Origin of the sequence: Mucilaginibacter tolerans (assembly GCF_030519375.1) — a bacterium.
Taxonomy (GTDB): Bacteria; Bacteroidota; Bacteroidia; order Sphingobacteriales; family Sphingobacteriaceae; genus Mucilaginibacter.
This window is the reverse complement of record NZ_JAUMKB010000015.1, coordinates 38,402-53,820: the sequence shown is the minus strand read 5'-3', so window position 1 is coordinate 53,820 and position 15,419 is coordinate 38,402. Positions and strand designations below refer to the sequence as shown.

At 42.5% G+C, this 15,419-nt stretch carries 7 protein-coding genes; 1 reads left to right on the top strand and 6 read right to left on the bottom strand.

The features are described 5' to 3' along the window. Positions 1-75 precede the first annotated feature (75 nt). From Q3A68_RS18405 to Q3A68_RS18380, 6 genes are all read right to left on the bottom strand, one after another. Entirely contained in the window at positions 76-1,674 is a 1,599-nt protein-coding gene (locus Q3A68_RS18405; RefSeq protein WP_302902590.1) for a RagB/SusD family nutrient uptake outer membrane protein, read from the bottom strand. 22 nt (positions 1,675-1,696) lie between these two features. Then, positions 1,697-4,828 (bottom strand): SusC/RagA family TonB-linked outer membrane protein, encoded by a 3,132-nt coding sequence (locus Q3A68_RS18400; RefSeq protein WP_302902589.1) that lies wholly within the window; start codon positions 4,826-4,828, stop codon positions 1,697-1,699. Positions 4,829-5,090: 262 nt separating this feature from the next. After that, entirely contained in the window at positions 5,091-5,384 is a 294-nt protein-coding gene (locus Q3A68_RS18395; RefSeq protein ID WP_302902588.1) for a hypothetical protein, read from the bottom strand. 379 nt (positions 5,385-5,763) lie between these two features. After that, on the bottom strand, positions 5,764-9,930 hold the full coding sequence (locus Q3A68_RS18390; RefSeq protein ID WP_302902587.1) for a hybrid sensor histidine kinase/response regulator transcription factor: 4,167 nt from the start codon (positions 9,928-9,930) through the stop codon (positions 5,764-5,766). A gap of 124 nt (positions 9,931-10,054) precedes the next feature. Beyond that, positions 10,055-11,665 carry a GH35 family beta-galactosidase gene (locus Q3A68_RS18385; protein ID WP_302902586.1) on the bottom strand — a complete coding sequence of 537 codons (1,611 nt, stop codon included), beginning with the start codon at positions 11,663-11,665 and terminating at the stop codon, positions 10,055-10,057. A gap of 30 nt (positions 11,666-11,695) precedes the next feature. Then, positions 11,696-14,068 carry a glycoside hydrolase family 31 protein gene (locus tag Q3A68_RS18380; protein ID WP_302902585.1) on the bottom strand — a complete coding sequence of 791 codons (2,373 nt, stop codon included), beginning with the start codon at positions 14,066-14,068 and terminating at the stop codon, positions 11,696-11,698. Positions 14,069-14,401: 333 nt separating this feature from the next. On the opposite strand from Q3A68_RS18380, the gene Q3A68_RS18375 reads away from it, so the two are divergent. Further along, entirely contained in the window at positions 14,402-15,406 is a 1,005-nt protein-coding gene (locus Q3A68_RS18375; protein WP_302902584.1) for a metallophosphoesterase family protein, read from the top strand. Positions 15,407-15,419 lie beyond the last annotated feature (13 nt).

Genomic DNA, 15,419 nt, shown 5'->3' with positions numbered 1-15,419 from the left:
GGTCATACGCTAATTAAATAATAAGAGTCTGCACCATTGGCCGGCGCAGACTCTTATTGTTTATAAAACTAAAAATCAATTCCAATCGCCGGAAACATCTTTAGCAACTGTAGCATTTGCATTTTTCTCTGATAAAGGTATCGGGAATAACACATTTTTATCCTGGAAAGGCTGAGTACCATCCTCAATTTGCCTTTCAGCATTTATTGTCTGTTTTGCAATGCCCCAACGAATAAGATCGAAATAGCGGCTTTGCTCACCAGTCAACTCCAGTTGTCTCTCGCGCATCAATATATCCATAGCGTTGGTTTGACTGCCTAATGAAGTGTAAAGCGGAGCGTTAACACTTGGCCTGCTGCGCACCAGATTGATTAAAGCCAAAGGTTGTGCACCAGTGTTGCCCTGCTGTATGTAGCTTTCTGCCAGCATCAGCAATACATCGGCATAGCGTATTACCTGGCCGTTTATACCGCTTTGCGGACCGCCATAACTTGTTACCTTGTTATAATATTCATATTTAAGCCACTCGTATCCTTTTGTGGCAAAGGGATAAGCCACAGGCCCAGTAGAACATTGCTGGCAATATTGTGTTTGCCCGCCACTTGCGGCATCCCCATAAAAGGTGAAGGCTGCGCGGGGATCTACATAATTCACCGAAGGGTTTTGCGGGTTAGGGTAGGTGAAGGCTTTAACGGCGGTTGTAGTTACATATACGTTGTTCCAATCATTAAAGCCATATTCCTGCGCACGGTCTGAGTGTGTTGCTTTTCCGCCCCAGGTTTCCTGACCTCCAAAAACGTAGTATTGGTTGCCTATACCCCAATCTGTCCATTGCTGGTTCATCACCTGGAAAATGGTTTCAGGATTATTTGCCGGATTATCCTGATTCGGATCGTCAAAGAGATCGTTATAAACCGGTGCCAGCGAATAACTGAATGGTGCTTGAGTCAATTTAGTAAGTTCTGTTTGTGCCTGGGCCCATTTTTTTTCATATAAATAAGATTTACCCAAAAGGGCCACTGCAGCGCCTTGTGTAGCACGGCCGTAATTGGCAGAAGCGTATGAAACAGGAAGGCCTGCTTCAGCATCTTTCAAGTCCTGTTCAATTAATGCCCATACGTCGGCAACCGGTGATCTCGGCAAGTAAATCTCTGCAGGTGTTGGCTGCGCTATAAACTTGGCACGAATTGGTACCCGGCCGAAACAATTAACTAGTTGAAAATAGGCATAAGCACGGAGAAATTTGGCCTCTGCAATATATTGAGTCTGGTCAGTTGTCTCTGTGGCATTAGCTGGCTTCCATGCCTGTGCACGGTCAATAACCACATTGGCACGTGATATTATTTGGTATAAAGATGCCCACAATTCATTCACTTGACTCTGGTCGGGAGTAAGCTTATATTGTGCCACTTGCAATAAATCGCCTTGCAGTGGTTGATTATTTTTGGCATCATAGCCAAGAAAGTCAAAAATAAAATAATACTCCCGCGCCCACAAACCACTGTGGAGCAAACCTGCGTAAGAGGCTATAACAGCCTGGTTTATGGCAGCGTCACTGGTAAAATAAGTGTCATAGGTGTAAGCACTTTTATTAACCAAATTTAAATCTTTTTTGCACCCTATTGAGAGGATCAAAAGTCCTCCCGTTAAAAGGAATGTTATATATTTTTTCATAATTATATCTTTAAAATGTTACTTAAAATCCTGCTTGTATCCCGAATAAAAATGTGCGCGGCTGCGGAACCTGGGCATTGTCAATACCACGGTTAAAAATATAATCGCCCCCATTCGTGCTCACTTCAGGATCATACCCTTTATAACCGGTTATGGTAAATAAATTTTCCGCGGCAATATATAGACGCAGTTTGCTTAAAACACTACCTGAAAACGATTGCAAAGTGGCTTTACTAAAGGTATAACCTAAGGTAATGTTACGGGCACGTAAATAGGCCCCGTTGTCTATAAAGAAATCTGACGGCCTTAAATTCCCCGATCCGCTGTCATTCTGCCCTGCCCTTGGCAGCTTGGCATTGTCACCCGGTTTTTCCCACCTGTTTAATATGTCGGTTGAGGCATTATGCCCTGTCCCAGCGAAATCCAAAGTGGAGGCCCTCAGATCATTTCCAATTTGCACGCCCTGCACACCAGATAATACGACATTAAGGTCGAAATTATGGTAATTGGCGCCCAGGTTAATCCCGTACATAAACTTTGGAATAGAACTCCCTAACACCTGTTGGTCTTTCGAGTCAACGGTCCCATCACCGTTTAAATCCTTAAATATAAAGTCGCCGGGGAGTAATCCGGTCTGGTAAACCGCTGTCGCGTTGCCGGTTTTTTGCCGTGCCATTGCATTTAACGCATCAATTTCAGCCTGATCTCTGGCTACATGATCAACCTTGTAACCATAAAAAGCCCCGATAGGGCTACCCGGCTGGGTCAATGTTTCTACCGCACTAGTCCCACCAACTATTGGGGTTGGCGACTGGGTACCTAACGCTATTGTTTTATTAACGTTATAAGCACCATTAATATTTATGTTATAGCTAAAACCATTTTTAACTGTAGAATGATAACCTAACTGGAATTCAAAACCTTTGTTTTGTGCATTAGCCGCGTTAACAGTCTCATTAATGTTGGACGTATTGATCCCTATACCTAAACTTGGCGGTAAAGGTATAAACACTAATAAACCACTACTTTTCCGGTTATAATAGTCGGCGGTAAAAGTTACCCTGTTGTTGAGAAATCCCAAATCAATCCCGGCATCGGTTTGATCGGTTGTTTCCCAATGTAAGAAAGGATTCCCGATAGCAGTAGCTGTTGTACCGTTAACAAATTGTTCGTTCTGACCTAAAGAATACACCAGGTTTCCGACAGGCGATCCGGCAAAGGTAAATACATTGGTCTTATCAATACCGAAATTGTTGTTGCCAGTGCGGCCCCATCCGACGCGCAGTTTACCATCGCTAACAAATGGGAACGCCGTTTTTATAAAATCTTCCTGACTAAAGCGCCATGCAAAACCAACGCCTGGAAAATTTCCGTAACGGCTTAATGGGCCAAAGTTAGAAGATCCATCACGCCTCATACTGGCCGAAAAGATATACTTATCGTCATAAGAGTAAATCAAACGACCGTAATAAGAAACTACTCTGCCGGCAAGATTGTAATAACCTGACGAATTGCCGGTGCTGGTAATTGTCGGGGCTACACCTATGTCTTTTACGGCATCGGTCAGCATACCGGTACCCGATATACTAAGACTTTTAGTGCTGCCCGGATCAATGTAACTTGTACCTGCTGTTAAAGAAATACTGTGCTTCCCGAAGCTATGATTATAGGATAAATAGTTCTCAATCGTGTAATTGGAGTAGTCATTATACGTACGGCCAGCCTGCCTGCTGAAACCCAATTTATTGGAGGTTACATAAGGTATCTGGTAAGAATCACTTACGGTGCTGCCATACACCCCTGACGCCTGAGAACGAAAAGTCAAGCCATCAATAATTCTTAGTTCGCCAAATACTTGTGGATATAATACCATATCATGGCTGCTTTGTGTTTGTACACCTAACGACTGTAAAGGATTGATGGCATTACTATTATCATCGACATTGGTAAGGATGGAGTAGCCGCCCGGAATTGAAGAATCATAAATGGGCTGATAAGGCGCGTATTGAAGCGCGTTACCTATACTTGTTACAAAGCCCTCAGTTTTAGTATACCTCAAATTTAAGGTTTGCCCAAAATGGAAACGGCCTAATTTTTCATCTAATACAAACCGGTTATTAAACCTCTTAAAATTATAGTCCTTAACCATGGCTTGCTGCGTTACATATCCAGCCGACATATTATAGGTAACCTTGTCACTTCCACCGCTTACATTTACCTCATTTTGCGTTGAAAAAGCAGTTTTAAAAATTTCGTTTTGCCAGTTGGTTCTGTCAACCAAAACATATGGGGTGTTCAGTTTTGCCGGTACCGGTTGATTGTTCGTCGCATCAATATCTTTAAGGAGTTGTACATAATCAGCAGCGTTTAGCAGGTCGAGCTTTTTAGGTACTGTTGATAAACCTGCCTGCGACGTAAATGATACTTGCGTGGTGCCCGTTTTGCCTTTTTTTGTGGTGATTATCACAACCCCGTTAGCAGCGGCGACACCGTATATTGCGGTAGAAGCAGCATCTTTTAATATGGTGATATTTTCAATATCCTGCGGGCTAATCATATTAAAAAGATTAGCGTCTCCTTGTATACCGTCAACTACGTAAAGCGGGCTAATATTTGTAAATGAACCGGTACCACGTACTATAATTTGCGCTCCGGAACCCGGTACACCGTTTGCCTGCACTACCTGGACACCAGGTGCTTTGCCTATTAATAGTTGTGCCGGACTTGTTGATGTATTAGCGCCTGCATCTTTTGCGGCTACGACGTCAACAGAGCTTACCAGGTCTTTTCTGCGGGCGGTACCATATCCAATTACGACAACCTCGTTAAGGTTGTTCATACTTTTTGACAGAGCGACATCAAGTGTACCTGATGCCGTAACGATAATCTCTTTTTGATCGTACCCAACAAAATTGAAAATCAATGTATTTCCCGGAGCAGCATTTATGGAGTATGATCCGTCCGAATTCGTGCTCGTGATCTGAGTCGTGCCTTTTACTTTAACAGTTACGCCAGGTATGGGGAGTCCATCGTCTTTGCCTGACACTTTGCCGGAGATTTTCCCCGTTTGGGAAAAGCCCTGTTGACTTATCATTATAATTGATAAGGTCATCCCGATAAAAATCAGGAATTTTGTTAGTAGTTTTCTTTTCATGAATCTAAAAATTTAATGAATTAATTGGTTGAAGGATATTAAGGGTAACAATAGCTCGCTGTAAGAGCCCCGGGTCCGAACATAATTATGTTTATAGGATGGAGTTCATGCCTGATGCTCCTCCCATCTTACCGGGACATTAAACGCAATCGTTTACGATAAAGAAGTTGTTTAACAATTTGTATTTACAATAGATTACCACGTTCGATATCGAAAGAGGCCTCACAGTCTGTCAGTGAATTTTCTCTTCAGTAGGTTTATATTAACCCGGCACGATTTTCCCAGCGCAGTTCCGAATTGGTATAGCCCACAGCCGTGAGACCAGTTTACTGGCTGAACCAGCTTTAATAGAATAATCTCCGCTTGCATTCGCAGTCGCCTCGCTGTTATTCGTTATTTTGACAGCTACGCCCGGCATCAGTAATCCGCTTCCACCATTTGTAGCAGTATTGGTTACCGTGCCGTTTTGCGCATAACCGGAAAGACTTAACAACAAGAATGATAAGCTTACTCCGATCACAACCACAAAATTTTTTATTTGTAGTTTTCCAATCATATAGGTTGTAATACTTAAAAGGTTAATATTGGTTTTGAACTGATATGGTTCCTCTCCTCCGATAAAGAAAAGAGCATTTACATCACATCATAATAAAATTAGGAGCACATCAAAACGGGTTGTAACACAAATGTTAACAATTATACAACAAATGTTAATCACCATAAAGTCTCTGATTATCAGTAGTATAACGCAAAAACAATCCAAAAAATGCAAGAATTGTATAGTAATGGGGACACAATAGCCCAACAAAAGCCTGTTATTAGCCCTTTACACCTGGGAGTGCAAAATTTTTAAATTGTAGAAAAGGGAAATGGCGGCGTCAGATCCGACAACTTTTAAAAAGTTATCAAATATTTGAAGACAAATTTTAAACTTATTAAAACTCGTTAATTACGTGAACAGGCTCTCTTCTTCGGATTTCATTCAGGTACTCAGAGGGTAGGGTACCGTACTGTTCTTTAAAAACTTTTGAGAAATAGGTCGGATTATTAAAACCTACTTCATAGGCAATGCTGGCAATGCTGAGCTTGCTTTTCTCCAACAGTTGCACCGCTCGTTTTAGACGTATGGTACGGATACATTCAACCGGGGTTTTACCGGTGAGAGTTAATAACCGTTTATAAAGTGATACACGGCTAAGCGACATCTGGCGACTGAGTTCCTCAACCGAGAAATTTGGATTGGTGATATTCTTCTCGATGCAGTTGAGGGTATTCTTCAGGAACTTTTGATCTTCTGATACAATGTCCATTTCCTGTACTTGAATTTCTACCTGCTTCTGATAGGTTTTTTTCAGGGTTTGTTGCATCTGCAGCAGGCCATTTATTTTCGACAACAATATCTCGAAATTGAATGGTTTTGTGATATAATCATTAGCCCCACATTCGGTACCGGCCAGAAGATCCGCTTCTTCACTTAATGCGGTCAGCAATATTATGGGAGTGTGGGCAGTACGTTCGTCGTGTCGTATTTTGCTGCACAAATCCAGTCCATTCATTTCGGGCATCGCTATATCACTCACTACCAAATCGGGGTGCATAGCGAGCGTTTTTTGCCAGCCATCCTTACCATTGATGGCTTCAATGATGTGAAAGTTTTGTTTCAGGTTGTCCTTCAGGTAGAACCTCAGGTCATCATTATCTTCGATCAGGAGGATAACAGGTTTTTTCCCGGAATCCAGAATGTGTTCATTTGACTTTGACCCATTGCCTGAAAACTTAATTATTGGTGCAGCACTTACCTTTTCAAAATCAGCACACACAGGGATACGTATAGTAAAGCAGCTACCATCGCCGGGTTCGCTTTCTACATAAATTTCACCGTTGTGCATTCTTACAAATTCGCGGCTGATGGATAAGCCAATACCACTTCCCTGGTTCAGCAGGCTTTGCGGTAAATTGTCCTGGAAAAAGCGTTCGAATATCTTTTCCTGTTTTTCTTTAGGTATACCGATTCCCGTGTCCATCACTTTTATTTCGAGTAATTGCTCTGTACCGGCACTTCCACTGGTAGATAAACTCAGGAATACACTGATATGTCCGCCCGTCGAAGTGAATTTGAATGCATTCGATAAAAGATTAAATAACACTCGTTCAATCTTATCTCTATCAAAGCTGGTAGTCAACGAATCAATCTCACTGTCAACTATGTAACCAATATTGTTTTGATCGGCCATATCGGTAAACGAGAAGCACACCTCTTTAATAAAGTGAACGATATCCCCTTTCTGCAAATTTAGTTTCAGTTCTTTAAACTCCATTTTTCTGAAATCGAGCAGCTGATTTACCAGATTCAATAAGCGCCTGCCGTTTCGTTTGATCATTAAAAGCTGTTGCTGATGTTCGGGTTTATCGTTGCCTTTAATCAGCGTATCAATTGGTGATATGATCAATGATAAAGGTGTTCTGAACTCGTGGCTGACATTGGTAAAGAACTTGATTTTCATCAGGTCCAGCTCATGCATACGACGGGCCTCTTCACGCTCCTTAGCCAGTTTCCTTTCGGCTTCCAGTTCATGTTGCCTTTTTTCAAACTCCCTGCGGATATTTAGGATACCCCTATGGCGGACATACAGCAAAAGGCCGGTAAATGCCAGCGCATATAATACATAAGCCCAGGTGGTCTTCCAGAAAGGGGGTAATATCTTAATATTCAGCGTAGCATAACTTTCGTGACCGGGATCGTTGGGGTTGCCCGCTTTTACTCTTAGCACATAGTCGCCAGCATCCATATTCGTATAAGTTGCCTTGCGTGAGCCTTTGGGAGCAACCAGCCATTGCTTATCGAAACCGTCCAGTTTGTATTGATAAATGATTTTAGCGGGGTTAAAATAATCGCAGGCAGCAAACTCCACGCTAAACACATTTTCATTGTGTTTGAGTTCCAACGATTGTGTTTCAGTAATTGATTTTGTTAAAATTACCCGCCCTTCAATGGTATCACCCACTTTGGCGCTCCTGTTGAACAGTTGAAAGTCCGTAAATATCAACTTCGGCTTTAATGAAAATGCATGTATATTTTCCGGGTTAAACCAGTTGAAGCCGTGGGCGCCTCCAAATATCATTTCGCCGTTCCTGGTTTTATAGGCAGCATTGGCATTATACTCTTTGCCCTGCAAGCCGTCAAACTCATCATATTTATGGATCTGGTAGCTGTTAGGATCATTTGGGCTACTCAATTTAATGCTAACCAATCCATTAGCCGTACTGATCCACATGATTCCGCTTCTATCTTCCAGTATATTCAGCACATTATTGGTTGGAAGCCCTTTTCCTTCATCAACATTTGTAAAGATGTTAGTTGCCGTGTTCAGGATACTTAAACCGCCTTTGGTCCCTATCCAGAAAAAGCCCCTGCTGTCCTGCACAATATTATTCACATCGTTATCGATCAGGCTATTTATATTTCTGGGGTTGTTGTAATAATGCTTTACAGCAGCTGATTTTTTTTCAATGATATCAATCCCTTTATCCCTGCCTATCCAGATATTTTTTTGCCGGTCCTCATAAATTACCGATGTGTACTCAGATGTCATCGCATAATGCGGATGAATAAAACTGTCTGTTTGAGGATCGTAAATATTCATGGCGCCTGCAAAAGTGCCCACCCATAATTTTTGCGATGAATCTTCAAAAATGCTGTAAACACGATCATCCGAAATGCTTCCCGGGATTTGATCGTTATGCCTGTAATGAATAAAAGTATTACCATTCAGGCGCTCCAAGCCACCGAAATAGGTGCCTATCCATAACCTGTTTTCATGATCGATACGCAGGCTGACAATAACATCATTTGATAAACTTTTGGAATTCGTCGGATCATGCTTAAAGCGAGTATATTTTTTTGACGCTTTATCATAGAAAATAAGTCCGCCGCCATTTGTACCTATCCATAAGTTTCCATTCGCATCTTCTACAAAGCAATCAACGTCTTCATAGGGCAGGCTTGCGTTGTTTGAAAGGTAATGTTTAACCAGCGGAAACTGGATAATTCCTTTGTGAAAATAGCTTACACCCTGTTTGTAAGTTCCAGCCCAAATTATGCCAGTATTATCCTTGTATAGTTCAACGCAATCGCCGCTCAGTGATTTCCCGTCATCCTCCTTATTAAGTAAATAGGTTACCTTATGGGTTCGCACATCAACCAGGTTGATGCCGCCGTGGTCCGTTCCGATCCAAATATTATTATCGTTGCCCTGTACTATGCTATTTACGACGTTCGTATTGAGACTAATCAGCGGGCTATCCTTACCATAATGTGCTATGGCTTTGGTTTCCGTATTATAACAATAAACCCCTTCAAATGTGGCGGCTGCATATATCCACAGGTTACCATCATTACCCAATATCGCTGAATAAATTTCAGACTTATTATTGGACATTTTATTTAAACTGAAATCTCTTGACAAAACACGATTCATGCGGCTATCCAGCTGATCGATCACGCCATCGCTATATATAAACCACAATTTATCATTTCTCCCGTCAACAATGTCCGTCACATTATTAGAGTGTAATATTGTAGAAAAATTTGCCGGAGTATTGTAGGAACGCGTTGTTTTAGTTTGAGGATTGTAAAGGTATACGCCGTTGTTGTTAGTCAGGAACCAAAAGTTGCCACCTTTATCCTTTCTAATTGAAGTCAGTTGGTCGGTAGGAACCTTATATCGGGATAGCTCGCGCAACAGGTCGTTGGCAAACGATTCAGTATTGGGATTATACACACTTATACCACTATGGGTATATAACCACATGCTCCTATCCGGGCCTTCCTCAATTCGAAAAATATTGTTATCGATCAAAGAATTCGGGGCGCCGGGCCCATGCTTAAACACTTTGAACTTATAACCGTCGTACCTATTGAGCCCTGATGTAGTCCCAAACCACATAAAACCATTGGCATCTTTAAAAATGCAGCTTACGCGGTTATTAGACAGGCCGTTAGAAATATCAAGATGTGAAAACTGGTAAATGTTTTTCTGCGCATACAAATAAGAATGTATTGCAAAAAAGAATAGAATAGTTATAATAACCCTGAAACGCATACTCAATAATTGGTCCGGCAGCATCTTTGGAGCAGATACTAATCCACTAATATATCAATAAATGTACATTAAACACTAATTAGCGGAAAAATTCTGCTTCCTGTGCGCTAACTTTAGTCTAGCCTTATCGTGAGGTTAATGAAACTTTTACTATAGTGGTTTTTTTGCCAAAAGCGGGACCTCCCCAATCGGTTTCATCGCCATTCAGAATGCGTAGTGGTTTGAATGTTCCGTTATGATAGCTTCCTTCGTCTGCTTTGAGAAATTGCCAGGCCTTTCCGGCATTTTTACCCAAGGGGTGAAAAGTGATATGACAAAGTGACCCAATCAAAATAAATTGATTTTCGCCCAACTGGACGATCATCATTTTGCCGGTTGGCGCATTGTTTTGAAAGTTGTCTCCTCCTTTGCGTGTACCGAATGACACTACAGCTTGCCATGCACCCAGGTCAATTGTCTGGTCGGCATGATCTTCGCGCTCCACAGCGGCCTTTACTTTTCCTTCAAACGCCCATTTTGCCATTTCGGGCATCATAGGTAATAATACTTCATAGTCTTGAGCGAAAGGTGCAAGTTCTTCTTTAAGTTCGGTTTCTGTAGCTCCGCTTCCGTTATCATCTATACCGAATGGTGAAAAACCTATGCCACCATGTGCGATAACATCATAGAGGTACCTTGCCTTATCAGGACTTAAAGCTGCCTCAGGGACAAAGAGCGCATTATCAGCTCGATCATAAAGTTCGATCACTTTTAATATCCGTTCGCTGCCTGAAAGATAGATATCAGGAGCTAACAGGTCGATTGCCGGTGCAGCGGCTTTCCATATAGGGATCACGTTGTCCGTTGGACCACCGCTTTCGTAATGGTTTGCCGACGGATTAGTCAACGGATCGCGCAAAGCAACGTTCACATACATTGGCAGTGGATATTCTTTCTTACCTGCTGCCGCCACTTGTCCGACAAAACGCCCGATTGACCATGCCTGAAAATATTCGTCAGCCCTGTCGCCAAATACTTTTGCCCATGTACCTTCAACACCTGCAGTTACATTTAATGCTTTCAACACATCGGGCCTTAATAATTCAGCAGGGACTGGCTCTTCAAATAATTTTTGAGCCATCGCAGAATAATCACGCACGCTTCCCCATGAGCCTGCCTCGTTTTCAACCTGCATCATGATCACGGTATGCTGCGAGTCGGCTTTTTTCAGGTATCGCATCACTGCTGAAAAAGCATTAATATCAGCATCCAGCGTTGCTTTGATATGTGGCGACGGTGAATCGATGGGCTGAGCATTTTTCCCGGTAATGTTTGGATATTTGGCCGCTTCCAATTTCATCCATTCTGGCATGTAATGATTGCTACCGTTTTTCCAGGTGGCAAACCAAAGCAGTACCAAACGTACTTTATGCTGACGAGCCTGTGTAAGCAACGTATCGACGATAGAAAAATCAAACTTGCCGCGTTGCCCTTCAATCTGTTCCCAGTAAATCGGGACTTCCAGTGTATTAGCATGCATTAGTTTAACAGCCTGCCACACTTTTGGCATCATTCCGGGCCAGGCGCTTGAATTGTGAGCCTGCCCGCCGAGCATCAGGAAGGGCTTGCCATCTACCAATAACGCATGATGGCCATCCTTTTCTATAATTTTAGGTATTGCCGTTTGCCCGAAGACATTTCCGAATGAAAACGCTAATGCTAGGCAAAAAAATATAGCTTTTGTCATTTTATTCATGACTTATAAAGATTTTTAATTAACCGATACCTATAATTTCACCACTGTGGCTTTGCCTGAATACTGTACCACCTTATCAAATTTTTGAGCGACGGTGAGACCTGTACCTTTGTCCTTTCCAACCAACACAACGTTAAATGTATGATGTTTTAACATACCAGGGAAATTTCCTTTAGTATCAGATATTGTCAACTGATGGGCCTTATCCTTCCAGGCGATGGTGAAAGTAGCGAAGGCTCCTTTTTCGTAATTGTAATTATCGTTCTCGTCCTCGTACATTTTAAACGAACCATCAGCACCCGGGTAAATACGTAGTTCGATCTTATCGCCAGGTTTTTGGGTAGCATATTCCATTTCCGGGCCCATTGGTACTACAGAACCTGCTTTGATGTAAAGTGGTAAAACATCAATTGGAGCGGAGGCATCAATTATCCTTCCGCCATTAAGAATTTCGCCTGTCCAGAAGTCGTACCATTTAGTATCAGGCAAATAAACTTTTCTTTCCTTCTCACCTTGATCAGTTACTGGGTTCACCATGAATGCCGGACCGAACATATATTGATCAGGAATATTGTAAGTATGAGCGTCCTTCCTGAAATCAAAAGACAGCGAGCGCATGATAGTGTAATTATCGGTAGTCACACGACCCGCCAGAGAATAGATATAAGGTAACAGTCTGTAGCGCAGATTATCATATTTCAGCAGTATGGCTTTGGTATCTGCATCCCAGTTATCGGAAAATAAAGCACGTTCCCCTTTGCCATGAATTCGGAATATAGGGCAGAATGCACCAAACTGGAACCAACGTGTAAACAGTTCTCTAAACTCAGGTTTCGACCAATCGGGAGCCTTCCAATGGTATTGATAACCTCCGATATCAGATGTCCAGTACGGTATACCCGACGCGCAGGCATTTATGCCCTGAGGCACCTGTTCCTTAAAAGCCGTGAATGAACAGAAAATATCCGACGACCATAAAGTTGACGCATTCCGCTGAACGCCTGCAAATGATTGCCGCGCCAGGAAGTACGCCCGCTTACCCGGAATATCCTTGCGCCAGCCCTGGTAAATCCCCTTTGTATGCTCCAGTGAGTAAGTGTTAAAATAATCTATCCCCTTGCCGGTATAAAATGTGGCCTGGCGACGGGCATCCAGCAGAGCTCCGTTGTCTGGCTCACATTGGTCTATCCACCAGGCATCCCAGCCAAAGCGTTTTACCAGACTGTCCCGGGCTTGCTCCCAGTAAAGGTCGCGTGCTTTAGGGTTATGCGCATCATAATAAGTATCAAATGTATGGGTAACAATGTTGTCCCAGGTAATGCTGGTGAGTCCGCCCATTTTTTCAAGCGCATCGTAATCTTTGGTTCCTTTTCCGAATACCGGCCAGATGGAGATCATCCCATGAATATGTGACTTGTGTAACTCATCCAACATCTCTTTTGGATCAGTATAACGCTCGGGTTTCATTACGTGCGAACCGATGGGCAGCGGATCCCAATAATACCAATCCTGCACAATTACATCCACCGGGATATGGTTATCGCGGTATCTATCCTTGACAGAAAGAATCTCCTTCTGACTCACATACTTATCCTGCGATTGGAACAATCCAAATGCCCATTTGGCATACATCGGCGCTTTTCCGGTTGCGGTACGATACAGGTTGATGATCTGATCGAAATCAGGACCATAGAAGAAGTAATAATCTACCTGCTTACCGCTTTCCGATACGTATTTGTATTTGGTATTATTATCAACTGTACCGTAAAAGTTAGAAGCCGAATAATTGTCCCACATCAAACCATACCCGTTTGTAGACAAAAGCACCGGAATAGCACCGGTCATATAACGTATGGCCAAATCCTGGTCCCGGCCTTTATAATTGATAGATAAACTATCCTCAGGATGGCACCCTAGACCATAAAGTGCTTCATTTGATGGCGAGTTGAACTCCGTGTTTACATTATAAGTATTGATACCTGCAACGGTAGCAGCCTTCATTGTTTTATTTTCAGCACCTTCCGAAGTGACCGTTTCGCCTTTAAGATTTTTATAGGTGATCGCATTGGTGGATTTATTAACAACGATTTTCAGGCGTTGGGTAATGATGGTATAATCTGTTTTATCCTGATCGAATTTAAAAGCCGTTGGCTGCCATTGGTGATCGATAATAAGTGAGTTGATTTTCGGAAACTCATCAAAAATGGTGTATTTCACTTCGATCACATCGTCCTTGCATATTACAATCTTCATCAGACCCTTATCGAGCTTGAAGATGACTTCGTTTGATTTAATCTCGTACGATTTAATGGCTGCAAACGAATTAATTGCATTGAAGCACATAAAAGCGGCCAATAAGGAAAATAGTCTTAAAAAATTCAGGGCAGTAGTTTTCAATCTCATTTTTCGATCCTGGTATTAAGGATTTTTACTTTAGTTATTTAAAACGAATTGTTTATTAGCAGAAAGGGCACATATGTCTTTGCCTTCTGCAATTGGTTTGATCCAAAACTACCGGATTATTTATGTACCGTTGTCATACAAAAAGTTCATTTTAGGTATAAAAATGTTAATCAGATGCCTGAAGCCACCCGGTTTTTAACTTTTGATCTATTAAAAAACCCTAAAATCCCTGCTTTATCAAGAATTTGTCTCGATTGATGTAATTTTTTATACTGGCTTTCAGTGATACGGTTACTTCGTAGTGTAATTCATTAATCAATTAAATCGAAACATATGAACAATCACTTTCATCAGGATGATGCCGATACTCATGATCTGAACGGCGATGGCATCGACCGCAGGGGTTTTCTTGAATGCATGGCCTGGGCCGGCACAGGTGTATTGTGGATGATGACCGGCGGCGTATTAAAATCATACGGCATGAGCCAGATGATAGACCGTACAACGGGCGACTTCAAACGCGGACTGGTGATACCGAAATCAGATTTCAGCTTTGTGCAGATCAGCGACAGCCATATCGGTTTTACTAAAGCTGCCAATCCGGATGTTGTAGGTACGTTGCAAGCTGCAATCGATAAGATCAACGCCATGCCAACGGCACCATCGTTTGTATTGCATACCGGCGATCTGTCACATCTCGCGCAGGCCGATGAATTTGATACCTTAGAGCAATCGCTAAAAAGTGTTAAAACCGATAAGATATTTTATGTCCCCGGCGAGCATGACGTAACTGACAACGGCAAATTGTATCTTGAGCGTTATGGCAAGGGCACCAAAGGTGATGGCTGGTATAGCTTCGACACGAATGGTGTGCATTTTGTTGGCCTGGTAAATGTGACTAATCACGTGGATGGCGGGTTGGGTTATTTGGGGCCAGATCAGCTCAAATGGCTGGCCGATGATCTGAAGGCCTACTCTAATAGTACTCCTATTGTGGTTTTTGCACATATTCCACTTTGGGCCATTTACCCGCAATGGGGCTGGGGAACACAGGACAGCGAGCAGGCTTTGGCATTGCTACGTCGCTTCGGATCGGTATCAGTATTGAACGGGCACATCCATCAAACCATTCAAAAGGTGGAAGGAAATATCACCTTCCATACGGCTAACTCTACGGCTTTCCCTCAACCTGCTCCAGGGGCAGCACCATCACCCGGACCAATGAAAGTCCCGGCTGAAAGACTGCGCGGATTACTTGGGCTGACCAGCGTTAATTATCAGGAACACGACCACACACTTGCAATTACAGACACACCACTTATAAAACCAGATAATTAAAAAACTTAACCAG